The sequence below is a fragment of the Amycolatopsis roodepoortensis genome, assembly GCF_014873915.1.
GTDB classification, from domain to species: domain Bacteria; phylum Actinomycetota; class Actinomycetes; order Mycobacteriales; family Pseudonocardiaceae; genus Amycolatopsis; species Amycolatopsis roodepoortensis.
The window spans coordinates 1336425-1359262 of record NZ_JADBEJ010000001.1 but is presented as its reverse complement, the minus strand read 5'-3'; the positions used below and the strand labels follow the sequence as shown (position 1 = coordinate 1359262).

The 22838-nt window shown below is 69.8% G+C and carries 22 protein-coding genes; 7 read left to right on the top strand and 15 right to left on the bottom strand.

Features of this window, described 5'->3' with window-relative positions:
• Positions 1-21: 21 nt before the first annotated feature.
• Positions 22-1137, bottom strand: coding sequence for an alanine dehydrogenase (ald, locus tag H4W30_RS06280; protein WP_192741904.1), 1116 nt, complete (start codon positions 1135-1137; stop codon positions 22-24).
• 130 nt (positions 1138-1267) lie between these two features.
• Between ald and H4W30_RS06275 the strand changes: the two genes are divergently transcribed.
• Positions 1268-2044, top strand: a complete 777-nt coding sequence (locus H4W30_RS06275) for a sulfite exporter TauE/SafE family protein (protein ID WP_225948790.1) — start codon at positions 1268-1270, stop codon at positions 2042-2044.
• A gap of 289 nt (positions 2045-2333) precedes the next feature.
• On the opposite strand, the gene H4W30_RS44470 is transcribed toward H4W30_RS06275, so the two are convergent.
• Genes H4W30_RS44470 through H4W30_RS06230 form a run of 9 tightly spaced genes read right to left on the bottom strand, consistent with a single transcriptional unit; the run spans position 2334 to position 12693 of the window.
• On the bottom strand, positions 2334-3803 hold the full coding sequence (locus H4W30_RS44470; RefSeq protein ID WP_192741903.1) for an isochorismatase family protein: 1470 nt from the start codon (positions 3801-3803) through the stop codon (positions 2334-2336).
• The gene (locus H4W30_RS06265; protein WP_192741902.1) at positions 3790-4422 is read right to left on the bottom strand and encodes an SRPBCC family protein; all 633 of its coding nucleotides are present in this window, start codon (positions 4420-4422) and stop codon (positions 3790-3792) included. Before H4W30_RS06265 ends, H4W30_RS44470 begins: the two co-directional genes overlap by 14 nt.
• Positions 4419-4919, bottom strand: a complete 501-nt coding sequence (locus H4W30_RS06260; RefSeq protein WP_192741901.1) for a (2Fe-2S)-binding protein — start codon at positions 4917-4919, stop codon at positions 4419-4421. Before H4W30_RS06260 ends, H4W30_RS06265 begins: the two co-directional genes overlap by 4 nt.
• The gene (locus H4W30_RS06255) at positions 4916-7321 is read right to left on the bottom strand and encodes a xanthine dehydrogenase family protein molybdopterin-binding subunit (protein WP_192741900.1); all 2406 of its coding nucleotides are present in this window, start codon (positions 7319-7321) and stop codon (positions 4916-4918) included. Before H4W30_RS06255 ends, H4W30_RS06260 begins: the two co-directional genes overlap by 4 nt.
• Positions 7318-8184: an FAD binding domain-containing protein gene (locus tag H4W30_RS06250; RefSeq protein WP_192741899.1), complete on the bottom strand. Its 867-nt coding sequence runs from the start codon at positions 8182-8184 to the stop codon at positions 7318-7320. Before H4W30_RS06250 ends, H4W30_RS06255 begins: the two co-directional genes overlap by 4 nt.
• Positions 8181-9569 (bottom strand): MFS transporter, encoded by a 1389-nt coding sequence (locus H4W30_RS06245; RefSeq protein WP_192741898.1) that lies wholly within the window; start codon positions 9567-9569, stop codon positions 8181-8183. The genes H4W30_RS06250 and H4W30_RS06245 overlap by 4 nt, the downstream gene beginning before the upstream one ends.
• A gap of 34 nt (positions 9570-9603) precedes the next feature.
• Entirely contained in the window at positions 9604-10875 is a 1272-nt protein-coding gene (locus H4W30_RS06240; RefSeq protein ID WP_192741897.1) for an FAD-dependent monooxygenase, read from the bottom strand.
• A complete protein-coding gene (locus H4W30_RS06235; protein ID WP_192741896.1) occupies positions 10853-11650 on the bottom strand; it encodes a maleate cis-trans isomerase family protein in 798 nt (265 codons plus the stop codon). Before H4W30_RS06235 ends, H4W30_RS06240 begins: the two co-directional genes overlap by 23 nt.
• A complete protein-coding gene (locus tag H4W30_RS06230) occupies positions 11647-12693 on the bottom strand; it encodes a M29 family metallopeptidase (protein WP_034314998.1) in 1047 nt (348 codons plus the stop codon). The genes H4W30_RS06235 and H4W30_RS06230 overlap by 4 nt, the downstream gene beginning before the upstream one ends.
• A 196-nt stretch (positions 12694-12889) precedes the next feature.
• Between H4W30_RS06230 and H4W30_RS06225 the strand changes: the two genes are divergently transcribed.
• From H4W30_RS06225 to H4W30_RS06215, 3 genes are all read left to right on the top strand, one after another.
• Positions 12890-13390 carry a MarR family winged helix-turn-helix transcriptional regulator gene (locus H4W30_RS06225; protein WP_034315001.1) on the top strand — a complete coding sequence of 167 codons (501 nt, stop codon included), beginning with the start codon at positions 12890-12892 and terminating at the stop codon, positions 13388-13390.
• 68 nt (positions 13391-13458) lie between these two features.
• Positions 13459-14121: a HEAT repeat domain-containing protein gene (locus H4W30_RS06220; RefSeq protein ID WP_192741895.1), complete on the top strand. Its 663-nt coding sequence runs from the start codon at positions 13459-13461 to the stop codon at positions 14119-14121.
• Entirely contained in the window at positions 14115-15104 is a 990-nt protein-coding gene (locus tag H4W30_RS06215; protein WP_192741894.1) for a HEAT repeat domain-containing protein, read from the top strand. Before H4W30_RS06220 ends, H4W30_RS06215 begins: the two co-directional genes overlap by 7 nt.
• A gap of 116 nt (positions 15105-15220) precedes the next feature.
• Here H4W30_RS06215 and bluB read toward each other — a convergent pair whose 3' ends face one another.
• Together bluB and H4W30_RS06205 are read right to left on the bottom strand one after the other, a co-directional pair.
• Positions 15221-15868, bottom strand: a complete 648-nt coding sequence (gene bluB, locus H4W30_RS06210; protein ID WP_192741893.1) for a 5,6-dimethylbenzimidazole synthase — start codon at positions 15866-15868, stop codon at positions 15221-15223.
• A 21-nt stretch (positions 15869-15889) separates the two neighbouring features.
• The gene (locus H4W30_RS06205) at positions 15890-16723 is read right to left on the bottom strand and encodes an alpha/beta fold hydrolase (RefSeq protein ID WP_192741892.1); all 834 of its coding nucleotides are present in this window, start codon (positions 16721-16723) and stop codon (positions 15890-15892) included.
• A gap of 98 nt (positions 16724-16821) precedes the next feature.
• Between H4W30_RS06205 and H4W30_RS06200 the strand changes: the two genes are divergently transcribed.
• Positions 16822-17220 (top strand): winged helix-turn-helix transcriptional regulator, encoded by a 399-nt coding sequence (locus tag H4W30_RS06200; RefSeq protein ID WP_318780537.1) that lies wholly within the window; start codon positions 16822-16824, stop codon positions 17218-17220.
• On the opposite strand, the gene H4W30_RS06195 is transcribed toward H4W30_RS06200, so the two are convergent.
• Positions 17202-17609, bottom strand: a complete 408-nt coding sequence (locus tag H4W30_RS06195; RefSeq protein WP_318780536.1) for a hypothetical protein — start codon at positions 17607-17609, stop codon at positions 17202-17204. The two genes, H4W30_RS06200 and H4W30_RS06195, sit on opposite strands and share 19 nt — an antisense overlap.
• Complete coding sequence (locus tag H4W30_RS06190) at positions 17606-18823, bottom strand: hypothetical protein (RefSeq protein WP_192741891.1); 1218 nt, start codon at positions 18821-18823, stop codon at positions 17606-17608. Before H4W30_RS06190 ends, H4W30_RS06195 begins: the two co-directional genes overlap by 4 nt.
• 182 nt (positions 18824-19005) lie before the next feature.
• On the opposite strand from H4W30_RS06190, the gene H4W30_RS06185 reads away from it, so the two are divergent.
• Positions 19006-19641 carry a DUF1345 domain-containing protein gene (locus H4W30_RS06185; protein WP_192741890.1) on the top strand — a complete coding sequence of 212 codons (636 nt, stop codon included), beginning with the start codon at positions 19006-19008 and terminating at the stop codon, positions 19639-19641.
• A 4-nt stretch (positions 19642-19645) separates the two neighbouring features.
• On the opposite strand, the gene H4W30_RS06180 is transcribed toward H4W30_RS06185, so the two are convergent.
• On the bottom strand, positions 19646-21232 hold the full coding sequence (locus H4W30_RS06180) for a helix-turn-helix domain-containing protein (RefSeq protein WP_192741889.1): 1587 nt from the start codon (positions 21230-21232) through the stop codon (positions 19646-19648).
• 224 nt (positions 21233-21456) lie between these two features.
• Between H4W30_RS06180 and H4W30_RS06175 the strand changes: the two genes are divergently transcribed.
• On the top strand, positions 21457-22635 hold the full coding sequence (locus H4W30_RS06175; RefSeq protein ID WP_192741888.1) for a phospholipase D-like domain-containing protein: 1179 nt from the start codon (positions 21457-21459) through the stop codon (positions 22633-22635).
• Positions 22636-22838 lie beyond the last annotated feature (203 nt).

The following is a 22838-nucleotide window of genomic DNA, read 5'->3' as shown; positions in this document are numbered from 1 at the left end:
CCAGATCCCGGCCCGCACCACCTAACCGAGTACGTCGTCCAGCGCGACCGAGTCGATCCCGAGCGCCTCACCGACCGGCGCGGACGTCAGCCGCCCGTCCACCGTGCTGACCCCGCCGCGCAGCTCCGGGCATCGCGCGAGGGCGCCGGAGAGACCGTTGTTCGCCAGCTCCAGCGCGTACGGCAGCGTGACGTTCGTCAGCGCGTACGTCGAGGTGTGCGGAACGGCGCCGGGCATGTTGGCGACGCAGTAGAACACCGAGTTGTGCACGGCGAACGTCGGTTCCGCGTGCGTGGTCGGCCGGGTGTCCTCGAAGCAGCCACCCTGGTCGACGGAGATGTCGACGAGCACACTGCCCGGCTTCATCCGGGACACCAGTTCGTTCGAGACCAGGCTCGGCGCCTTGGCTCCGGGCACGAGCACGGCTCCGATCACGAGGTCCGCTTCGAGTACGGCCTCCTCGATCGAGTACGCGTTGGCCGCGGCCGTGCGGATCCGGCCCTGGTACATCCGGTCGGCGGCGCGGAGCTTGTCGACGTTCTTGTCGAACAGGACGACGTCGGCCCAGGTCCCGGCCGCGCCGGCGACCGCGTTCATGCCCGCGACACCGGCGCCGAGGACGACCACCCGCGCCGGGGCCACGCCGGAGACGCCGCCGATGAGCACACCCCGCCCGCCGTTGGCGCGCATCAGCGTCTGCGCGCCGACCTGCGGGGCCAGCCGTCCGGCGACCTCGCTCATCGGGAACAGCAGGGGCAGCGAACCGTTCGGCAGCTGCACGGTCTCGTAGGCCACCGACGTCGTGCCCGCGTCCAGCAGCGCCCGCGTGCACGGCTCGCTCGCGGCGAGGTGCAGGTACGTGAACAGCAGCTGGTCGCGCCGCAGCCGGTGGTACTCCTCCGCGATCGGCTCCTTGACCTTGAGCACGAGGTCTCCGGTCGCCCAGACGTCGTCGGCGCTGTCGAGCACCTTCGCCCCGGCCGCGGCGTAGTCCTCGTCGCGCACGGAGGACCCTTCGCCTGCTCCGCGCTCGACGAACACCTCATGCCCGGCCGAAGTGAATTCGTGCACGCCCGCGGGCGTCACCGCGACCCGGTACTCGTGGTTCTTGACTTCACGAGGGACACCGATCTTCATCTCACGCTCCCGTCTGTTCCAAAGGCAATGACGCTGAGCGTGCGGCACGGCTGGAACGGCCAGAAGTGCCAGAACCCGCGCGATCGAGGGGTCCAGTTCGCGGGAGGCCAGAGATCGTCCTGTCATAGCGATGAGCTATGACGTCCTCGCCGGATTCCGGCTACCGGTGTTCGAGCACCGGCTCCACAATGGACCGGTGGGAACCCTGGCCATGACCTCGCTCGCGGCGGCGGCCGGGGTCGTCGCCCAGCGCCTTTCCGGGATGGGGCTTTCCCTGCTGTGCGTACCGTTTCTCGCGCTTGCGCTAGGCCCGCTCGACGCCGTCCGGCTCACCCTGCTGCTCGGCTTCCCGGTCTACCTGGCGGTCGCGATCACCCATTGGCGGGCGATCAGGTGGAAGCAGGTCGCGTGGCTGACGGTGCCCGCGGTGGTCTTCACCCCGGTCGTCGCGTTCGTGGTGCGCGGCGTTCCCGCGCGGCCGCTGCTGCTCGCCGCGGGAGGCTGCTGCGTCCTCGCCGTCGGCGTGCTGGCGAGCGGCATCACCAGTAGACGGCTGGCGGGCAGGACGGGCGCCGTCGGCGCGGGCGTGCTGAGCGCGGCGATGAACTCCGTCGCCGGGCTGTCCGGTCCCGCCGTGGCGGTGTACGGGGCGAGTGCGGGCTGGGGTGCGGACGAGACGCGCGGGACGCTGTCGATCTACTTCTTCCTGCTCGGCCTGGTGGCACTGCCCAGCCTCGGCTGGGTGGAGGTGCCTGTGAGTGTCCTCGTCGCGGTGGCGGGCGCGGCTCTCGCCGGTGATCTGCTGGGCCGGGTGCTGAGCCGCCGGGTCGGTGAACGGTCCGTCCGGTGGTCTGTTCTGGTGCTCTCGGCGGCGGGTGGTGCGCTGACGCTGGCGCATGCGGCGTGAGACGCGGCTCGCGACCGCGCGGCGACCATGTCGCGAAAGCCACTTTCGGGACGTCAGACGTCGCGAAAGTGGCTTTCGCGACACGTCTCGGCCGGGGAGCCACTCACGACCATCGCTGACATCCGTGAAGGGCCCCTTCACTGGCAAGGAGGCCTTCACGGATGCCGTCGGGCCGGAGAAACTGCCGGTCCCGTTGGTCGTGAGTGGCGATTCGGCTTAGAACCCGAATCGCCACTCACGACCAACGCGACCGCGCACATCCGTTGCGAAAATGGCTTTCGCAACCCACTCACAACAGCTTTCGCAACGCTTCCCGCAAAGCGCCGAGGGCGGCCTCGGGCTCGTCCCAGAAGATCATGTGCCCGGCCCCCGGGATCTCGACGAGTTCCGCCGACGGATTGCGTTCGGCCGCTTCGGCCGCCCCGTCGGCGGTGACGACCGGACTCGCACCGCCGTACAAGAAGTACGTCGGAGCGGGCACCTTCGGCCAGTCGTCGAAGAAGTCCTCCGATTCGAAACCGGCGTGGGTGGCGGCGATCGCGGAACGGGAACACGAAGAAAGCCAGCGAGCACGCAGTTCCTGTTCCCGGCGCGGCCATCGCGGCCAGGACAGGGCGACCTCGTCGGCGTCGGTGCCCCGGCGGGCCTGGGCGAGTTGCCCGAGGAAGGCGTCGAGGGTCGTGGGGTACGGCGCCCGTCCGGGGCCGCTCAGCGGCGGGTCGGCCAGCACCGTGCCCCGGTACGGCCGGCTGGTGGCGGCCCGTGCGGCGATCCGCGCGCCCATGGAGTGTCCGAACAGGATCGGATCGCGTAGCCCGAGTCCGTCCACGACCGCCTCGACGTCCGCGGCGTAGCTCGCCAGGTCGTAGTCCGGCGCGTCATCGGAGAGCCCGCGCCCTCGGACGTCGAGTACGAGCGGGCGCACGAGGTCGGTGAGCTCCCGCGCGACGAAGTCCATCGTGACCGCCGGGCTGGTGATCCCCGGCAGCACGAGCACCGGGACTCCGTCGGACGGCCCGTAGTCGAGGACGTGCAGCCGGACCGAACCCGACGTCACCCACCGGCTGGTCGCCGGAACGTCGCCGAGATCCGCCAACGCGGGTTGACCGAGCGTTCGCCGATCCTGTTCCGAAAGGTACGCCAAGGCATCGTCGAGGCCGACGACGTCCGCGTATTTCGCCTGCAGGTCGAACAAGGCGGCATCGTGTGGCCCGGCAGCGCGGTCACCGCAGGCTTCCCGGACCACCAGCGTGTTGAAGCCGGACTGGACGGCATCGACGGCGGTCGCGCGGACACAACCCGAAGTCGTCGCGCCGCAGACGACGACGGTGTCCGTCCCCAGACTCGTCAGGAGCGCCGCCAGCGAGGTCCCGTGGAACGCCGACGCGCCCTTCTTCAGGATGAGATGGTCACTTTCACGCTGTTCGAGCCGCGGGTCGAGGGCGACCGCATCGCTTCCTTCGCGCAGTGCCCGCATCCCAGGCGCTTTCCGAAGCCACGCGACGGCGTCGCCGTCCGCTTCGGCGGGTGTGTAGCTGATCGCGGTGTAGATCACCGGTATGTCCTGCCGACGCGCCTCGGCGACGAGGGCGGCGGTCGCGGTCACCTCGGCGGTGAGGTCGGCTCCGGACGGGAAACCGGGCTCGGTGAACCCGCGGGTCAGGTCGACCACGACCAGGGCCGGGCGCGATCCGCGCGGCACGCTCGCGCCGAAACCGGCTCGGTCGTACACGCTGTCGAGGCCTTCATCGACGGGCACGCTGCAACTCCTTGATCAGTTTGTCCTGGGTACGGATCCGGCCCAGCAGCCAGCCCTGGAACAACCCGAGGGCCGCGGCCGCCGCGATCACGCCGTAGCGTTTGACGTTGTCGGGAAGCACCATGGCGAGCCCGTCGACGGCCTCCGGCACCGGCGCGGGAGCGGCCGCGACCGGCCCCGCTCGAAGCTGGTCCGCGAGATTGCGGGCGAACTGGTCGAGCAGCCGGGTGGAGACGGCGCCGATCGCGCCCTTGCCGAATTGGGCGAGCTTGCCGCGGATCGACAGATCGGTGCGCAACTCGATGGTGGCGCCGCCGGGTGCCTCGCGCACGGTCAGCGTCACGTCGGCCTCGGCGTCGCCGTTGCCATGGGCGTCCGCTCCCCTGGCCACCAGCCGCAGGCTGCGGTCGGCGGCGGTGACGTCGGTGAACCGCACCGTGCCCGAGTAGGCGGCGGTGATCGGGCCGACCTTGACCTTGACGCGACCGAGATAGGCGTCGTCCTGCCGTCCGTCGAGGGTCGCGCCCGGCAGGCAACCGGCCACCCGTTCGACGTCGTTGATCAACGCGAAGACCTCGTCGGGTCCGGCCGGTACGGACAGCTGGTTTTCCAGGATCACGCTGTCGCCTCCTTCTGCTGGGCGTGGCATCGGCGGGTCGCGGTCGCCTCGATCGCGTCCACGATGGTCTGGTAACCGGTGCAGCGGCACAGGTTCGCCGACACGGCCTCGCGGATCTCCTCGCGTCCCGCGTCCGGCCGCTGGGCGAGGAATCCTTCGGCCAGCATGAGGAACCCGGGCGTGCAGAACCCGCACTGCAGGCCGTGGTGCTCGCTGAAAGACCGCTGCAGGTCGGAAAGTTCGCCGTCGCGCCCCAGCGACTCGACCGTGCGGATCTCGGCCGACTCCGCCTGGACGGCGAACATCAGGCACGCCCGCACCGGTTCCTCGTCGACGAGAACAGTGCAGGCGCCGCACACACCGTGCTCGCAGCCGACGTGGGTGCCGGTGAGCCCGAGGTCGTGACGCAGGACGTCGAGCAAGGTCTTGCGCGGTTCGACGAGGGCCTCGTGCGCCTCGCCGTTGACGTTCAGGACGATCAGGTGCCGGTCGCTCATGATGGGACGCTCACTTCCTGGTGGATCTCCGCGTCGAGCGCGGCGAGCACGGTCTGCGGGTGGACCGGGGTCGTGTCGAGTTCGACCCCGGTACGGCGCAGCGCGTCGTTGATCGCGTTCAGCACCGCGGCCGGCGCGCCGATGGTGCCGCCCTCCCCCGCACCCTTCGCCCCGTTTTCCGTGAAGGCGCAAGGGGTTTCGAGGTGGGTGACGGTGATGTCGGGGATCTCCGTCGCGGTCGGGACGAGGTAGTCGATGAAGCTCGCGGCCGACGGTTCCCCGTTGCCCGCGTAGGTGACCTCCTCGAACAGCGCGCCGGCGATGCCCTGCGCGATCCCGCCGCGGCACTGGCCGTCGACGACCTGCGGATGGATCACCACGCCGCAGTCCTCGACACACGCGTAGCGCAGGATCTTGATCTGGCCGGTGCCCGGATCGGCCTCGACGACCACGGCGTGCGTGGCGTTGGAAAAGGTGCCGTCACCGGGCACGTCGAAGCTCGCCGTGGCCGTCAAAGTCGGCTCGACGTCCTTGGGCAGCAGGTGACTGCGCAGGTACGCCACATCGGCGATCTCCTCGAACGACGCGCGCCGCTCCGGATCGTCGATCTGGACGACGCCGCCGTCACCGTCGAGGCGGACGTTGTCAGGACTCGTTTCCAGCAGGTGCGCGGCGATCCTGCACAGCAGTTCGCCGAGCTTGCCGGCCGCGAGGGACACCGCCGAGCCACCGATGGTCACCGAGCGGGACGCGAAAGTCCCCCATCCGTAGGCGATGCGCTCGGTGTCGCCCTGGCGGAGCTTGACCTGGTCGAGGTGCAGCCCCAGCCGGTCGGCCACGATCTGCGCCAGCGTCGTCTCGTGGGACTGGCCGTGGTTCATGGTCCCGCTGGTGACCACGACGGAGCCGGTGGTGTCCATCCGGATCTCGGAGATGTCGAAACCGGGGACCACCGCCATCTTCCGCTTGGCGAAGGCGCCCGAGCCGTATCCGGTCCGCTCGGAGAAACAGCAGTAGCCGATGCCGATATGCCTGCCCTCGGCGGCGGCACGGTCCCGGATCTCGTACCAGCCCTCGTCCCGGATCGCAGCTTCGGCGAGTTCGAGCGATTCGCGGTAGGTGCCGGGGTCGTAGGTGATGGCGTTGACGCCGGTGTACGGGAACTGCGTGATCACGTTGCGCCGCCGGATCTCGACCGGATCGAGGCCGAGCTCCCTGGCGGCACGTTCCATCACCCGTTCGATCGCCATCACGTACTGCGGACGGCTGACCCCGCGGTAGGGCGCCGTCGGCGCCTTGTTGCTCGCGATGGCGCGGGCACGGACGCGGTATTCGGGCACCTGGTAGACGCTCGGCATCTCGGCCGACGCCATCAGCGGCTCGATCCCCGCTGTGAACGGGTAACAGGAGTACGCGCCCATGTCGCAGACGACGTCGACGTCCAGCGCGGTGATCCGCCCGTCCTCGTCGAACGCCGCCAGCGTGCGGTAACGCTGTTCCCTGGCAAGGAATCCGGCGGTGAGCGCCTCGCGCCGGTCTTCGATCCACTTCACCGGCCGGTTCAGCCGCCGGGCCGCCGCCGCGACCGCGATCTCCTCGCGGCCGACGACGCATTTCTGCCCGAAACCGCCGCCCATGTCCGGGACGGTGACGCGCACGGTGCGTTCGGGGACCCGCAGCGATCGCGCCATCGCCGTGCGCACCTGATGCGGCACCTGCGTGCACATCTGGACGAGCAGCTGGTCATCGTGGTCGTCCCAGGAGGCGACCACTCCCCGCGTTTCGAGCGGGAGCGCGTTCTGCCGTCCGCTTTTCGTGACGACTTCGACCACCCGGCCGCCGCCCGCGCGGGCCGCCTCGAACGCCGCGTCGACACCCGGGGTGTCGAACATCGACACGTCGACCAGCACGTTGCCGGGCGCCTCGTCGTGGACGAGCGGCGCGTTCGCGGCGAACGCCGATTCCTCGGACACGATCGCGCCGAGCGGCTCGTAGTCCACCACCGCGGCTTCGACGCCGTCCTCGGCGCTGTACGGATCTCGCGCGACGACCAGCGCCACCGGTTCGCCGGTGAACCGCACCTTCTCCCTGGCGAGGATCGGCATCGCGGTCGGCGAGAACTCCTCGGGCGGACGGTCGAGGAGGGCGACGATATCCCCGAGATCGAGATCCCGCGCCGTGTACGCGGCGACGACTCCTTCGACCGCCAGCGTGGCCGACAGATCGATCCCGGTGATCGTGCCGTGCGCGACCGTCGAGCGGACGAAGGCCGCGTGCAGCATGCCGGGCAGCTGGATGTCGTCGACGAAGCGGCCCCGGCCGGTGAGGAACCGGGGGTCTTCGCGCCGGGGCACGGACGCGCCGACCCAGCGGCCGTCACGCCCGTCGAACCGCGCGGTCATCGCGTTTCTCCTTTCTCCCAGGCCTCGTGCAGCGCCCGGGTGACGAGGGTGCGCGCCAGTCGCCGTCGGTAGGCGGCACTTCCGGCCGCGTCGTCGGGCGGATCGATGGCAGCCGCCGCGGCCTCCCCGCATTCGGCGAACAGCTCCGGCCCCGGGACGCCGCCGTCAAGCACCGCCTCGGCCTCGGGCACCCGGATCGGCGCGGGTGCGACCCCGCCGAGCACGACCCGGCCACCGTGCTCCGCGTCGATGCTCACCGCGGCGTCGACGATCGCGAAATCGCCGTGACGGCGGGCGAATTCGGTCAACGCGGCCCGGGGCGACGGGCGGGTGAAGCGCACCGCGGTGACGACCTCGTCCGGTTCGACGGCCGTCGTGTAGAAGCCGTGGAACATCTCCTCGGCCGGGATCTCCCTCGGCCCGCGCGGGCCTTCGGCGACGATCACTGCGTCGAGCAGCAGGGCGAGCAGGCACCATTCCGCGGTCGCGTCACCGTGGACGATGCTGCCCGCCACTGTGCCGCGGGAGCGGATCGGCAGGTGCCCCACCCACCGCATCGCGCGGGAGAGCACGTCGAAATCCGGTCCCAGCTCGGCGACCTCCACCGCCCGGTGGGTGACCAACGCGCCGATCGTGAGGCTGGAACCGTTACGCCGGACCGAGTTCAGCGCCGGTTCCCGCCGCAACGGGCCCAGATCCACGAGCGCCGTCGGGCGGGCGAGCCGGAAGTTCATCATCGGCATCAGACTCTGCCCGCCGGCGATGAGCTTCGGATCCTCGCCCGCCGCGGCGAGTTCGCCGAGCAGGCCGACGGCGTCGGTGACGTCGTGGGCCCGGTGGTACCGGAACGCGGCGGGCTTCACAGAGCCGACCTGGTCTCGGTGGCGGGCTCGGCCGGGTCGACGATCCGGTCGAGTTCGCGGCCGCGGGTCTCCGGCGCGCCCGCCTTCATGAACACGACCGCGGCCACCACGAGCACGCCCAGCACGGTGAAGGTGAGCGGCAACCCGAGCACCGGCCACAGCACGCTCCCGAACAGCAGGGGCGCGAAGCCGGTGATCGCCCGGCTCGACGACGACGCCCAGCCGAACCCCGAGGCCCGGAGTTCCGTCGGGTAGAGCTCGGAGACGTAGGCGTACATCACCGGGATGACCACCAGCGCGAACAGGCCGAACGCGCCGATCGCCACGACCGCCGCGGCAGGCGTGTCGAGCAGCAGGGAGAACACCACCAGCGACAGCGCGGTGAGCGGACCGGCGACCATGATGATCCGCTTGCGGCCGACCCTGTCGACCAGGAGCACGGCCACCGCGACCCCGACGATGCCGGTCGCGTTCATGAGCGCGGTCGACGCGAAGGCGGCGATCTCGCCGAATCCCTGAGCCCGCAGGATCGACGGCATCCAGCTCAGCGCGGCGTAGTAGACCAGCATGACGCTGATGAACAGCGACCACGCGACCGCCGTGATCCGCGGGTTGAACGCCCACACCCGGCGAAGCTGGTCGAACGCGGCCGTGACCGCGCCACCGCGGGTGTCCTCGACCACCGCGGGCGGGATCGAGTACGGCTCCGGAGTCGCTCCCGTGCGGCGCACGAGGTCGTCGATCACCGCCCGCGCCTCCTCCTCGCGGCCCTTGCGTACCAGGTACAGCGGTGATTCCGGGACCCCACGGCGCACCCAGAACAGCAGCAGCGCGGGCAGGATCATCAAGACCAGCATCCAGCGCCAGTTCCCCTCGACCGGGAGCAGCAGCGTGGCGCTGACGGCGGCCAGTGTGGTCCCGATCGGCCACCAGCCGTCCATCGCGGACAGGACCCGGCCGCGTTGCTTGCGCGGGGAGAACTCGCTGACGATCGCGTAGTCGACCGGGATACAGCCGCCGAGGCCGATCCCCGCCAGGAACCGCAGCGCCAGGAACGTCTCCACATTCGGCGCGAGCGCGCCCAGCACGGAGAACAGCGCGAACAGCAGCAACGTGATACTGAACGCCTTCTTCCGGCCGATCCGGTCGGCGATGGTGCCCCAGGCGACCGCGCCCACGGCCATGCCGATCAGGTTCGCGGTGGCCACCAGCCCTTTCCCGCCGGCGGACAACCCGAATTCCGTCCCGACCAGCGGGGTGAGGAATCCGTTCAACGCGACGTCCCAGGCATCGAACATGTAGCCCAGCCCGCCGATGAGGAAGATCTTTCCCTGCACGCTCCAACGCCAGGGCAGGTCCTGGACGATCTGATCACCAGTACGCATGAACCACTCCGATGCGATTGCCGGCCAGCGCGCCTCAGCGGGCGAACTGGTAGTGGATGGACTCGGTGTCGGGGTCGGTGAGCGGGCTGCCGTTCCACAGCCAGTCGTAGGACACGTCGGACTCGCCGTCGAAGCGCCGCAGCTTCTCGTCCCGTTCGCGCTGTTCGGGACCGTCGGGCAAGTGGTAGAAGTCCATGTTCTGCAGCGAGGCGTCCTGCACCATGCCCGCGTGCTTGGCGCGCCGGTCCACGTAGCGGATCAAAGCACCGTCGATCCCGTCGCGGGTCACCCGCCCCAGCTCCTCGGCCAGCACCGCGGCGTCTTCCATCGCCTGGGACGCGCCTTGCGCCTGGTACGGCAGCATCGCGTGGCACGCGTCGCCGAGCAGGGCGACCCGGCCGTCGACCCAGACCGGGTCACGGCGGCGGCGGTACATCGCCCACACCGAGACGTCCTCGTCCTTCGCCTTCGCCAGCATCGTCGGTACCCGATCGTCCCAGTCGTGGTACTCGGCGGCGAGTTCGGCGGCGGTGGCCGGGCCGCTCCAGTCCTTGGCCACCGTTTCGGTGCACGGCACGATCGCGACCACGTTGAGGTACTCCCCGCCGCGGATCATGTAGTGCACCAGGTGTTTGTTGGGGCCGTACCAGATCGTGGAGTGATACCGGTCGGCCAGGAAGCGGGTGGCCGGGTCCTGCGCGATCAGGTCGCCGGAGATCAGGGCCCGATAGGCCATCTCGCCGGAGAACGCGAGGGTGTCGTCGAAGCCGGCGAGATCCCGCACCGAAGACCGGATGCCGTCCGCCCCGACCACGATGTCGCCGGTGAACCGGCGTCCGTCGGCGGTGACCACGGTGGGCCGCTCCGGCACCGTCCGGTCGAGGTCGACCACCCGCGCGCCGGTCGCCACCCGCACCACCGGACCGGGCACCTCCGGATCGAGGCAGGCGTCCAGCAGGACTCCGTGCAGGTCGGCGCGGTGGTAATGCCAGTAGGGCGCGCCGTACTGGTCGGTCACACGCCTGCCGAGCTCCAGTTGGGCGATGATGCTCCCGTCGGCCCAGCGGCGGCGCACCTGGTCCTGCGGCTCCGTCCGCACCCGCTCGAGCCGGGCGCGCAGGCCCAGCCCGATGAGGATCCGGCTGGCGTTCGGCGCGGTCTGGATTCCCGCGCCGATCTCGCCGAGCTGCGGGGCGGCCTCGACCACAGTGACGCGCAGCCCCCGTTGCCGCATGGACAACGCGGCGCAGAGCCCACCGAGCCCGCCGCCGACGACAACGACCTCAAACGACTGACTCGCGGCCATGCCCGCCTCCCGTCTTCGTCATTGCTTTCGCGCCCTTGAGCAAGCTTCCCGCGCCGGGCACCCACGGCTCCACGCCGAGTTCCGACAGGATCCGGTACGTCGTCGCCGTCGCCGCCGAGAGGACCGGGATCCCGATCTCGTCCTCCACCGGCTGGATCGAGGGCAGTGAAGGCATCTGGACGCAGGCGGAGAGCACGAGGGCGTCCACATCGGACAGATTCAGTTTCCGGTGATGCTCCCGCAGCCCCGCCGGATCGAGCCGGGCGACGGCGAGATTGTCGGGGACCTCGAGGGAAAGCGCGTCGGCGACCTCGAACCCGGCGTCCTCGATGTAGTCCGCCACCGCCTTGGTCAGCGGCTTCATGTACGGCGTGATGATCGCGACCTTACGGGCGCCGAGCGCGCCGAGCCCGGACAGCAACGCACCGGCGCTGGAGACGACCGGCGACTCGCAACCCTCTTCGCGCAGTACGCGCGTGATGTCGTCCTCGGCGGTGCAGTGGTAACCGGGCCCCTGGGCCATGATCGCCACCAGGCACGCGGTGGCGACCACGTCGGGCTTGGCGTCGGCGAGTTCGGCCGCGGCGCGTCCGGCCTGGGCGTTCATCGCCCGCAGCTGTTCGGGTTCGACGTGCCGCATCCTGGCCCGCGCGGAATGGAAGACGAACCGGTCGCCCGGATCGGCCTCCTCCCTGGCGCGCAGCATCCGCGGCAGCTCGGTCTCCATGGTGAGATTCGAGCTGGGGACGATCATCCCGATGTGGTGGTCGGTCATCGGCGGGCCGCCGGACGCATCTCGGCGACGGTCAGCTCACCGTTGTCGACGATCAGTTCGTCGTCGAGGTAGAGGGAATTGCCGCGCATCGGGATGTCGAAGTGGCAGGGCGTGTCGTTCGGGCCGCCGAGTTCGTTGTTGGGGCCGATGGAGAACATGACGTTGCCGTAGAAACTCCGCAGTTCCATGCCCATCCCGCCGGGGAACTGGGTCAGCCCGTGCCAGTGGGCGCGTTCGTCGAGCCCCCAGCCGACGTGGCTCATGCCGTAGCCGCGAGGGTCCTCGAAGCTCTCGATGTACGAGCGCAGCAGATCCGCGTCCAACCCGGACGATCCGGCGCCGCCGCGGATGTCCCGGATGAAGCCCTGCTCGATGGTGATCTCCACCGGGGTCTGTACGTAGGTGTTGAACGGCAGCAGCACATCCCCCGGCGAAAGCACGATCTTCCCGTCGACGCCGTCGTCGGCCCCGCCGGTGAACACGAACGCCGCCGGCCAGTGGTCCCAGCGGCCGGGGGTGTCGGTGTAGCCGTATTCGGACAGCGTCGGGTACACGCCGAGCTGATAGGTGACGTCGGTGCCCGCCGGGCTGGTGATCCGCATCGTGCCCGCCTTGGCGAGAAGTTCCGCGCCGATCTCCACCCGCTCGCGCAGTTCCTTCGTCGGCATGAGCCTGGCCAGCAGCTCGGGCGGTTCGACGGCGGTGAGGATCCGGGTGCCCGCGTCCTGGATGGCGAACTGTTCCTTGCTGAACAACAGGAACGTGCAGTCGACCACCATGTCCACGCTCTTGAGCGCCTCGACCGCCAGCGGGATGTTCCCGAGCCCCGAGTCGCCGACCGCCCACGCCCCCGCGGCGCTGACCGGCGACGGCAGCCGCATGTGGTACGCCGAGGCACCCAGCTGCTGGGCGGCCCACAGGAAGGCGTCGGCGTACTCCGCGCGCTCCCCGCCGCGGGTCAGCACCACCACGGTCTCGCCCTCGTGCACCCCCGAGAACGTCAACTGGCGCAAACAGATGTCGTTGAACAGGTTCCGGTCCATCGCCGACCACCTCCATATTGATCCGAGCACGTACTATCCGGGTACGGAAGACCGGTCTTCATACGAACACGTACTATCCGGATACGCAAGAGGTGACCGTGGACGGATATCGGCGGCCTTCCGGTGAGCGACCGTCCGGACACGTAGGATCACCGCGGGGGCCCGGGCAGCGGGTTGGAGCCGACAAGGAGCAACGATGGGTGAATCGGCGCGCACGGGCCGGCGCAGGGACGACACGCCGGCCGTCACACCCGCGACGCCGTCGGACCTGCTGGCGGCTCCCGGCTACGGCGCGCGCAGGCTGTACCAGGCGTACCTCGCCGCCTGGAACCGCCACGTGGATCCGGTGCTGACCGGCCCGCAGTTCGCGGTCCTGTCGGCGGTCCGCGCCTATCCCGGCAGCGACCAGAGTTCCCTCGCGGGCGCCGTCGCGCTCGACACCTCGACGATGGCCGACCTGTGCCGCAGGCTCGAACGGCGAGGTCTCATCCAGCGCGTCGAGTCCCCGCACGACGCGCGCCGCAAACTGCTGTCGCTCACCGATGAGGGGAAGTCGGTCCTGAGCCAGGTGAACCGCCGCGCCCGCCGCTTGGACAAGGCACTCCTCGACGGCGACGACGACGTCGACATGGCGGCGTTGCTCAACGCGCTCGGTGCCCGCTGGGAGCGGATCGCCGAGGTCGACAAACTTCGCTGACGCCGACATGCCGGGGTTGACCTTGACATCGTGACAAGGTCTTCACTGAAGCGCAGGAGGTGGTTCCCATGAACCCGACCACGGACACGCCGCTGCTCGACGCGCTCGGCGCCGAGGACTCGTCGACGCGGCTCAAGGCCGCCATGGCCGCAGGCACCCGGCCCGACCCGCGCTTCACCGACGCCCTCGTCGAGCGCTGCGCGGTCGAGCCCGACTTCTTCGTCCGCGACATGCTCACCTGGGCGTTGACCCGGCTCCCGCCGGCGAGCACGGTGCCCAGGCTCTTGACGGAGCTCCGGTCCGAGCGGGCACAGGCCCGGAGCCAGGCACTGCACACCCTGTCCAAGATCGGGGACCGCACCGCCTGGCCCGCGATCACCGAGTCCCTGTTGCACGACGCCGACGACGAAGTGGCGCGGAGCGCCTGGCGTGCGGCCGTCATCCTCGTGCCGGAGGACGCACGCGCCGGGCTGGCCGCGGAACTGGCCATCGAGCTCGGCCGAGGTGACCGGAACAGGCGGCTGAGCCTCAGCCGGGCGCTCGTCGCGCTCGGGGACGCCTGCGAGCCCGCCCTGCGGAAGGCCTTGGAGAGCCGCGACGACGCGGTGCGCGCACACGCCCTGGCCACGGAGCGGCTCCGGCGCGACCCGGAAGCGGGTTTCGACGTGACCGCGGACGAGGCGAAACGGATCGTGGCGCTCGGCCCGCAGGCCGGAGGATCGGCGTGCTGATCGGCGAGGTGGCGCGGCGTTCGGGAGTGAGCTCCCGGATGCTGCGCCACTACGACTCCCTCGGGCTGGTGCGGCCCACGGGACGCACCGTCGGCGGCTACCGGGAGTACCAGGACGAGGACATCCGCCGGATCTTCCATGTGGAGAGCCTGCGCTCGCTGGGATTGTCGCTACGCCAGATCTCGCGCGCTCTGGAGGACCCGACCTTCACGCCGTCGACGCTGGTCGGAGACCTCATCCGCCAGGCGGAAGACCGGCTGAACCGGGAACAGGAGCTGCTCGCGCGGCTGCGCACGGTCGACGCGTCCGCGCCATCGGACTGGCAGGACGCCCTCCGCATCGTGGAACTCCTGCGAGGGCTCACTTCGCCTCACGCGGCGCGCCGTCAGCAGGCCGTCCTGAATCCGGCCGAAGACCTGCCGGTTCCCGCCGACCGGATCGCCGGCGCGATCCTGACCGAGGCCGACCCGAACGTCGCCGGAGCCCTGCGCTGGGCTCTCGCGCGGGCGGGCGGCGACGGCGTGGCCGAGGTGGCGGCGGGTCTGCGCGCGGACGACGCCGACGTCCGGCAACGCGCGGTGTTGGCGCTGGCCGAGATCACCGGCGAGGAAGCGGACAAGGCGCTCACGGAGGCACTCGGGGACTCCGACGCGAGGGTGCGCGGGCCCGCCGCGCTCGCCCTGGGCGGGAGAGGCACGACCGCGGCCATCCCCGTCCTGGTCCGCATGGTCGCCGACGGTACGAACGACGTCGAAGCCGCGGAGGTCCTGGGCGCACTGGTGGAGAACCCACGCTCGGAGGAACGGATCGTGACCGCCTTGGCCGACGCGCTCACCGAGGATTCCGCGGTCCGGATCCGCGTGGTCCAGGCACTGGCGGAGATTCCGGGTGCCAAGGCGGGCGGCCTGCTGGAGCGGCTCGCCGGGGACGCCGATCCGGCGGTCGCACTGATCGCGTCCGCCCTGGCCGGCCGGGACCGGTGAGGAGTTCCCGACCGTCCGTCGTTTCTCGGTCGCCGGGGTCCGGCTGGGTCCCAGGGGTTGCGAAAGCCACTTTCACAACGTCGGCCGGAGCCCACCTCGGTGTCCCTTGTGGACAGTCAGGTACGCGGCTCGTACCGTTCCTGGTGCAGCACCGCGTCGAGCGGAAGACGCTCCCGCCAGCCGTGCCGCTCCAGATCGGGGACGGTGGGCAGGTCCCGCACCGGGCCGACGCACAACCACGCCACCGGACGGACGTTTCCGGGGAAACCGACCAAATCGCGCAGGAACTCCTCACGATAGAAGCTGACCCAGCCGACGCCGAGCCCTTCGGCGGTCGCCGCCAGCCAAAGGTTCTGAATGGCCAGGCACACCGAGTACAGGCCGGCGTCGGCGATCGCGTGCCTTCCCAGCACGTCGGGCGCGCCGCGTGCCGGGTCGTAGCCGACCACGATCCCCGCGGAGGACTCTACGATCCCCTCGATCTTGATGTTCGCGAAGACACCGGCCCGTTCGGCGTCCAACTGGTCTTCGAAAACTTCGCGCTCGGCCAGCACATGCTCGCGAAACCGCTTGCGAAGGTCCACATCGGACACCACGACAAAATCCCAAGGCTGTGACAAGCCCACACTCGGCGCGGCGTGGGCCGCGCCCAGCACACGGCGCAGCACCTCTTCCGGAATCGGCTCCCCGGTGAACTCGGCCCTGGTGTCCCGTCGCCGGAAGATCGTGCCGTACAGCGAACCGTCCTCTGTCTCACGCGTCATGCGCTTGATCGTGCCTGGGACTCAAGGGACGGCGAGGAACGGGGTCAGCAGGCGGAGCAGTTCCGCGGGCCGGTCCAGCGGGATGATGTGACCGCAGTCCTCGATGAGGTGGCCGGTGAGGTCGTCGGCGACGGGACGCAATTGCCTTTCCAGCGCACGGCCGACCGGATGGGCACCGATCGTCATCGTGGGCATGGTGAGGCGACCGCCCGCCACCGCTTCGCCGATCTGGCGCGCCGTGTCCGGCAAGGCGCGATAGTAGGAAAAGGCGCAGCGCAGGGCGTCCTGCCCGGTGTAGGCGTCGACGAAGGCGTCGCGGATCACAGGCGGCACGCCGCGGCCGAGCGTGCCCGCCGCGAGGAACCAGTCGATGTACTCCGCCTCGTGCCCGATCAGGACCTTTTCGGCGAGGCCGGGGACGCCGTGGAAGCCGAACCACCACGGCGGGCCGCCCGCCAGGAAGTCCTCGGCGCCGGGCAGCGCACCTGCCAGCGACTCCATCACGACGAGCCGCCGCACCAGATCCGGCCGCCGCAGGGCGAGCAGGAGGGCGACCGGTGTGCCGGCGTCGATGGCGACGACGTCCGCGGTGGATTCGCCGAGGGCGTCGAGGATGCCTTCGGCGTCGGCGACCAGCGTACCCGCGTCGTAACCGGCCGCGGCGCGGGTGCTGCCGCCGAGCCCGCGCAGATCCGGGGCGATGACCCGGTGGTGCCCGGCCAGCGGGCCGATGACCTCGCTCCAGAGCCGCCAGGTGTGCGGGAAGCCGTGCAGCAGCAGGACCGCGGGCCCGCTGCCCGCGACGGCCACGTCGACCTCGATACCGTTGACGCCGATCCGTCGTACCTCGGGCACGTCGCCTCCACTGTGGTTACCATTGGTTACCAGAAAACCGTAGGTAACTTCCAACGTGCCGCCAAGACGGCACTTTCCCCACAGGTGGTGAGCTCCAGGTGACCTCCCAGCAGAAGCGTGGCGACCTGTTCGACCCCGAATGCCCGACCCGCCGGCTGCTGGACCGCATCGGCACGAAATGGACGTCGATGGCGGTCAAGGTCCTCGCGGAGGCGGCTCCGGACGAGGTGCGGTTCGCCGAGTTACGGCGCAGGATCCCCGGCGTATCCCAGAAAATGCTCTCGGTCACCTTGCACAGCCTGGTCCGTGACGGCCTCGTCGACCGCCGGGTGGAGCCCACCGTGCCGCCCCGCGTGCACTACCGGCTGACCGACCTCGGCCGGTCGCTCGACGTGCCGCTGGCGGCGCTCCGGAACTGGGCCGAAGAGCATATGGCCCGGATCGACGAGGCGAACGCGATGGCGGACGGCACTCCGGCTCAGAGCGGCTCCAGATAGGACCGCTCGGACCAGTCGTCGTCCTCGTCGTCCCGGGGACGAGGTTTCCGTGCGGGCGCGGACAGCTTTTCCAGCTTCGCGACGGCATCGTCGGCGTCCAAAGTGGCCAGTTCGCCGACCTGCCGTTCCAAGGACGACCAGGCTTCGCCGGCGAGCCGCTGACGTTCCTCGGCGGGCAGCGCGTCGATGATCCGCCACCAGTCGCGGGCCTCCTGGACGAACTCGTCCAGGACCGGTCCGTGGGCCAGCAGTTCGTGCGGCCGCCGTCGCCCGGCGAGCACCTCCCCCGCGAAGTCGCCTGCGGCGCCACCGGTCGCCGCCAGCAGCCGCATGACCGTCTGCCGCGCCCGCTCGCCCTGCTCGGAGCCGAAGATCTCGTGTCCCGTCACAGCAGCACCCGCTTGCCCTTGGCCGGGCACTCGGCGTCCCGGTGCTCGTAGTTTTCCGGCCATTGCGGCGGTTCGCCCATCGCGATGGTGGCTTCCAGCAGTTCGTCGAGCGTCTTCTCCCCCGCGAAAGCGTGTGCCAGCCCGAGCGCGGCGCTGATCCAGGTCTGGATGATCCCGACGATCTCGTTGAACGACAGCACCAGGTGGATGATGTCGCGCAGCTCGGGATCCTGGAAGATGTTGATCAGCTTGCCGCGGCGTCCCAGCTCGGACAGCGCTTCGCTGATGATCTCCGCCACCCGGACCCCGCGTTCCAGCCCGAGCTTCTTGCCCTTGGTGAGGATCAGCAGCGCGATGTCGATCGCCGAGCTGTAACCGTGCCTGATCTCCTGCATCATGTGGTACGCGAGCTTCGCCAGCGCCTGGATCGCCCGGCACGCGCCGTGGAAGTACTGAGCCAGCTGCAACACGCAGGCGCGGTAGTCGGCCAGCCAGTTCTTCGCGCGGTCGGCGGCCTCCCCCGCCCACACCCCCTGGATCCCGAACCGGCCCTGGTTGATGTTGGCCGCGATGTTCTCCAGCCCGATCGCGGCGTCGTGGTAGAGCACCGCCTGCTCCTGCAGCACGATCCAGTCGCCGACGAGCAGGTCGGCGAGCATGGTGATGAAGTCCTTGTCGGACCCGGTGAGCATCTTGATCACCTCGGCGACGTCGCCCAGCGACCCGCCGAGATCGAGCAGCTTCTCGCGTTCCTGCTCGGCCTTCACCGGCCACCAGGACGGATCGGTGATGGCCGCCGGGTCGGGTCCGCCGTATCCGACCAGCACGGCGTCGCGGAACGCCGCGGCCCCCGCCGGGTCTCGCACTTCGTCCACCGGGATCCGCGCGGCGTCCGGCTCCGGGTTGAGCCGGTCCAGCAACTCGGCCGCGCGTGCGTCCACCACGCCGTACCAGTGCGCGACGCACCGCAGTTCGTGCCCGCCGCCCGCGGCGAGATTGGCCGCGAACCCCGACTGGGTCAGCGCCGCGCGCTGCCACTCGTCCAGTTTCGGCCAGGCGGCGGCCAGGAAACCTTCACCGCGTTCGGTGTCGAACCCGGCCCCGACCAGCCGTTCGAACCAAAGCCGATAGGAGTCCGCGCCCGCGCTCGCCCGCAGGACCAGGTCTCCCAGCGCGCGCACCGCGGCCGGCTCGACCGAGAACCCCTGCCCCATTCGTCCCCCTCGTACTCCGGAAGTGTTCCTTCGACGCTCCCGAAGTCTGACAGGTTGCCACGAAATGTCACATCACTGGAACGGAGTACCGCGTGCGAAACTGGCCCGATCATCGGCGAAAGGAGATCACGCTGTCTCGCCAAACGGCTCGGGCCTGGCTGTCCGAGCGCCGCAGGAGCGGCTTGAGCGCCGCGTTCGCGCTGGTCGTCGCCGCGTCGGCGGCCGTGCTGGGCGAAGACGTGCTGTCGTTCACGATGGTGGACGCGAGCGTTCTGGTCCTTCTCGCGTATCTCGTCGGCTACCTCGTCGTGACGGTGGCCGCGTTCGGCGTGGCGACCTCGGAGCAGATCCACGACTGGGCGAGCCGGGAAAGCCGCGGCACGTTCGCCCAGCGATACGTCTTCGGGACCGCGCCGGGGCCGGGAGTGTCGATCACCATCGCGGCGGCCGCGCTGGCGGTGGCGGTGGTGTGGATGCCGGGCCTCGGTGGTGAGAGCCTGCCGGCGGGCGCGCGCGTCGGCGTCGCGGTGGCGCTGGTCGTCGTCGCGTGGATCTGTGTCCTGGTCTCGTTCGCGATCGCCTACCACGCGGACGACGTGGTCGAGCAAGGCGAGGCCCTGCGGTTCCCCGGCAACGGATCCGCCGAGTGGTCCGACTACATCTACTTCGCGGTGTCCGTGATGACGACCTTCGGGACGACCGACGTGGACGTCGTCTCCCGGGAGATGCGCAGGACCGTGACGACGCACGCTGTCATCGCCTTCGTGTTCAACACGGTGACCGTGGCGGCGGTCGTGTCCACTTTGAACGGCGGCTGACGCCTCAGCCCAGTTTCAGCAGGATCGGGCTGCCGGTGACGGTGACATCGGCACCGGGTTCCACCGGCATGCTTCTCCCGTCGAGGTCTTCGGCCGACGTGGCGCCCCGAGCCGCCGGGATCCGCTCGGACCGGTCGATGGTCCACCAGATCAGGAAGTCCTTGCCGCCCTGATCGAAGCGGCATTGCCACAGGTGATCCGGCAATCCGGCCGCGCGCCCTTGCCCGCAGGAATGGATCCGGCTGCCGGACAGCCAGGTGTGCAGGCGTTCCACGTGTCGCGCCGCCTTCGTGTGCGGACCGCCCGCGGGCTGCAGCACGATGGGGACCTTGGCGCTGCCCCAGTTGTAGAAGTACATGCGGCGGTATTGCGCGTAGAGGCCGGAAAGGAAGAACCGGACAGCGTGCTGCGCACCCCGATCCTCGTCGACGGGCCGCTGCCTGTTCACGTCGTAGGCCGAGCCGGTGCTCCACAACCTGATGCCGGCGCCGGCTTCGTGCAGGACCTTTTCGATCTCCTGTGCCAGCGGCAGCATCGTCTCCGGTGGGTCGGAATCGTTGCGGGGAGCCAGTTTCATCGCGGCGGCGTCGCAATGGTCGTAGCCGCCGAGCGTTGCGAACCGCCGGAACCCCTCGAACGCCATGGGATCCCAGAGCTCGCCCATGGACGGGCAGACCACGGTGGCGGCGGGGTCGGCGGATTTGATCACCTGGCTCGCCCGGCGCGTCATCTCCACCAGACCGGCCATCGAACCGGAGAAGAAGTCCTGATGATTGGCCATGTCCCACAGTTCATAGGCGTCGATCCGGCCTCGATACTGCTCGACGACGGCCCGCACGAACCGGTCCCAGTCGGCGAGGTCGTCGGGCGGGCCGGTGCGGGAATCGTCGGTGTAGACGGACTTCGGGCTGTTCGGGCTCGCCCACGACGGGGTGCCGCCGAAGGTCAGGGCCACCGGGAAACCGGCACCACGGGCACCGGTCACCAGCCGTTCGAGTGTGTTCCAGTCGTACTGGCCGCGGGCGGGCTCCAGGTTCTGCCACCGGGTGCGTGTGTTCCACAACCGGACGGAGCCGACGCGGAACGTCGGCATCAGCCCGGTGTTGGAGTTCGTCGTCACCCCGACGAACTCCGGATCGAGCGTGCGTGGCGCGTTCGTCCACATCGCCGCCTGGACGGCGGGTGCCGTGACCTGCGCCTGCCGGTCCGGCGGGGTCGCCACGGCGCCTCCGGCGAGCAGGACCGCCGCGAGGACGACGACGAGCGCGACATGCGTCAGCGGCCGCCTGCGAGAGGGCTCCACCGCGTCGCTGTCAGGGATGACCAGCGGTTCGGGGACGAGGGTTTCGCCCAGGTCCGCGCGCTCCCACACCCGGTACAGCTTCGCGAGATCCTCGCGGCTCGCGCCGCACACCGTCGCGATCGCCTCGATCGGCGCGAACGTGGTGGGAACGTTCCTTCCGGTGCAGTAGCGGTGCACGGTCGACCGGCTCGAATGCACCTTGCGCCCGAGCTGTTCGTAGCTCAGGCCGCTCCGCTCCTTGTACTCGGTGAGAAGTGCCGCCAGCGTGGCAGCCGCCTCACTCGCCATCCCCCTGCGCCCCCTCCGCGCCGTGTCCCGGACGGACACCAGTGTCCCATCGCGGGCCTTTCACCGCGCGAATTCGCGAGATCACGTCTCCCGGCCCGGCGTAACCGCAGGTCAGAGGCGAGGTTTCGTCCCAGCGTCCCATTCCGCGCGGTTGCGCTTGCCACGCCGTCCCGCGCTGGAGAGCGTGGACCCGCCGGCAGATCCGGCCATGGGGAGGAATCGGAATGAAATCGCACAGGAAGACCTTGCTTCGAGGAGCACTGGCAACCGCGCTACTGGTAGTGGCGACCAGCGTCCCGGCCGCAGCCGCGACGCCGCGGCTGACCACGCGCGCGGACTTCAACACACCGGGCGGCGGCCAGATCGTCGAATACCTCGAAAAACTGATCCGTGGCGCACCCGAGAACTCGACCATCAAGACCGCGCAGTTCCTCTTGCGGGACAAGCCGATCACGGAGGCACTCGCGGACGCCGCGGAGCGCGGGGTGCACGTCCAGGTCCTGGTCGACGGGCGGACGACGGACCATCCGAACTACCAGGACCTGAAGAACCGGCTCGAGAAGGCCGGCGACAAGAACTCGTGGGCGAAGAACTGCGAGAACGGCCGAGGGTGCAACGGCGGGAACGCCATGCACAACAAGTTCTTCCTGTTCGACCGGACGCTCGACGCGTCGACGGTGGTCGCGACCGGGTCGGCGAACTTCAGCGAGAACACCACGGGCGGCAAGGGCGGCTGGAACAGCTACTACACCGACGTCGGGAACGCCGCCCTGTTCGCCAGGTACAACGACTACTTCGGCGACCTCCGCAGGGTCGCGGACGGGGGCACGGCGAACCCCGGCTACTACGAAGCCAACCCGCCCGTGATCACCGGGAACACCAAGAGCTACTTCTACCCGAGGCTCAAGGACGCGGGGAACGACACCGTCGAAAACACCCTGAAGGAGGTCGGGTGTTCGGCGGAGAAGTCCAAGATCCGCATCGGGGTGTGGTCACTCACCCGGATGAAGATCATCGAACGGCTGCGGGTCCTGGCCGCCCGGGGCTGCTCCGTGGACATCGTGGCTTTGCGGATGACGGCGGGCTCGTGCGAAGCGCTCATGAAGGGCCAGCCGGACCGCGTGCGGCTTCGTGGTTTCAAGAAGGGCAACGAGGCGGGCATCCACGAGAAGAACATGATGATCGAGGGTGACTACCTGAAGCCGGGTACCAAGGTCGTCTTCACCGGCAGCCATAACTTCAACAACCCGTCGTTGCACGAAAACGACGAAAACGTCATCCGGGTCCTGGACAACGACGGGATCTACCGGAGCTTCGTGCGGAACTTCGAGCAGGTGGCCCAGGCCGCCGACGAAGAGATCAAGTCGCCTGGGGACTGCTGGAAGATGGTGCCGGAGGACTGATCCGGCCTCGGTTTCGGGAAAGGCCTTACCTCAGTGACCGCCACGTCTGCACCACGGGCATCAGCAATCACAACAGCTGCGCGTGAAGGCCCCCTTCCCTCGGCTGAGCCGAGGGAAGGGGGCCTTCACGCGACGGGCCGCGGTTTCCGGAGGACTGGGGCTGGCACGGCACCGCCTGCGGGACAACGGAGGTACATGAAGGC

Bases quoted from the DNA above. Each gene is read 5' to 3' on its own strand.
- bluB (WP_192741893.1), bottom strand. From the start codon at position 15,868: ATGACGCGTGAGACAGAGGACGGTTCGCTGTACGGCACGATCTTCCGG.
- H4W30_RS06190 (WP_192741891.1), bottom strand. From the start codon at position 18,823: ATGGGGCAGGGGTTCTCGGTCGAGCCGGCCGCGGTGCGCGCGCTGGGA.
- H4W30_RS06240 (WP_192741897.1), bottom strand. From the start codon at position 10,875: ATGGCCGCGAGTCAGTCGTTTGAGGTCGTTGTCGTCGGCGGCGGGCTC.
- H4W30_RS06255 (WP_192741900.1), bottom strand. From the start codon at position 7,321: ATGACCGCGCGGTTCGACGGGCGTGACGGCCGCTGGGTCGGCGCGTCC.
- H4W30_RS06260 (WP_192741901.1), bottom strand. From the start codon at position 4,919: ATGAGCGACCGGCACCTGATCGTCCTGAACGTCAACGGCGAGGCGCAC.
- H4W30_RS06235 (WP_192741896.1), bottom strand. From the start codon at position 11,650: ATGACCGACCACCACATCGGGATGATCGTCCCCAGCTCGAATCTCACC.
- H4W30_RS06225 (WP_034315001.1), top strand. From the start codon at position 12,890: ATGGGTGAATCGGCGCGCACGGGCCGGCGCAGGGACGACACGCCGGCC.
- H4W30_RS06275 (WP_225948790.1), top strand. From the start codon at position 1,268: ATGAGCTATGACGTCCTCGCCGGATTCCGGCTACCGGTGTTCGAGCAC.
- H4W30_RS06245 (WP_192741898.1), bottom strand. From the start codon at position 9,569: ATGCGTACTGGTGATCAGATCGTCCAGGACCTGCCCTGGCGTTGGAGC.
- H4W30_RS06230 (WP_034314998.1), bottom strand. From the start codon at position 12,693: ATGGACCGGAACCTGTTCAACGACATCTGTTTGCGCCAGTTGACGTTC.
- H4W30_RS06220 (WP_192741895.1), top strand. From the start codon at position 13,459: ATGAACCCGACCACGGACACGCCGCTGCTCGACGCGCTCGGCGCCGAG.
- H4W30_RS06180 (WP_192741889.1), bottom strand. From the start codon at position 21,232: ATGGCGAGTGAGGCGGCTGCCACGCTGGCGGCACTTCTCACCGAGTAC.
- H4W30_RS06175 (WP_192741888.1), top strand. From the start codon at position 21,457: ATGAAATCGCACAGGAAGACCTTGCTTCGAGGAGCACTGGCAACCGCG.
- ald (WP_192741904.1), bottom strand. From the start codon at position 1,137: ATGAAGATCGGTGTCCCTCGTGAAGTCAAGAACCACGAGTACCGGGTC.